Source organism: Aliivibrio sp. A6 (assembly GCF_028765505.1).
Lineage (GTDB): Bacteria > Pseudomonadota > Gammaproteobacteria > Enterobacterales > Vibrionaceae > Aliivibrio > Aliivibrio finisterrensis_A.
Genome location: NZ_JARACR010000099.1, coordinates 1 through 804 on the forward strand (window position 1 = coordinate 1; position 804 = coordinate 804).

1 protein-coding gene is annotated in these 804 nt (G+C 34.5%); it reads right to left on the reverse strand.

Features of this window, described 5'->3' with window-relative positions:
- Nucleotides 1-110: 110 nt before the first annotated feature.
- On the reverse strand, nt 111-804 hold a 694-nt coding region (locus PVK70_RS18765), incomplete at its 5' end, for a hypothetical protein (RefSeq protein WP_274441714.1).

Here is an 804-nt window from a genome sequence, read left to right on the forward strand (position 1 = left end):
CTGCATAACACGTTTGCTACCATGCAGATTAAGCTCAAATTTACCACTTAACACGGTAAACTCAAAGAAACCTAGAATGCCGAATGTAGCAAATCGTGTTGATGCATTTGTTATACGAATTGCTTTGCTAGTACGCAATAATCATAATATGAATCTGTATGAGTCCATTTCATACCTCTCATTGGTCCATTTGCCACCGTTGATGCATAGGTACTTTGAACGAAAAAATTTCGGTGAATAAGCTCTACAGCATCGTTATATTTTGAATGAAAACATTGATTACCGTCGGTTATAACCTTAAGTTCAAGATAGTCTTTATCATCATCCAAACTTTCGTAAAATTCAATAAATGCATTAAGCGTTGAGTCACTGATTTGTGCAAAAGACCGAGCTGCTGGAATTAGAAAATCTGTATTATTCCAATGGTCTTTATAGATTAGCGCCAATGCTTTAACTCCAATTTTTGAGTTCGTTTGACGGACTGTTTCTAATGCTGCATATAAACAATTTGAATAATCTTCGTTATCTGAAACTAATTCAATGAACTCCAGATCAATTTCAGCCGTTGAACAAAAATCCTCAAAACGTTTTTGGAGATGTCTCCCATAAAAAGTTTCAGCAAATTTTCCAATAAGACTAATTCCTGGAATACCTACATCTTGAGCTAATTGAGCAATTTCATTACCAGCTTGTACTATTTCTTTTCCCCACTCAACTTTCTTATTCATACTTAAAATTACCCCTTTATTCGTATAACGCTGGCATAACACGTTTATTACCATGTAAATCAACCTGAATTTAACT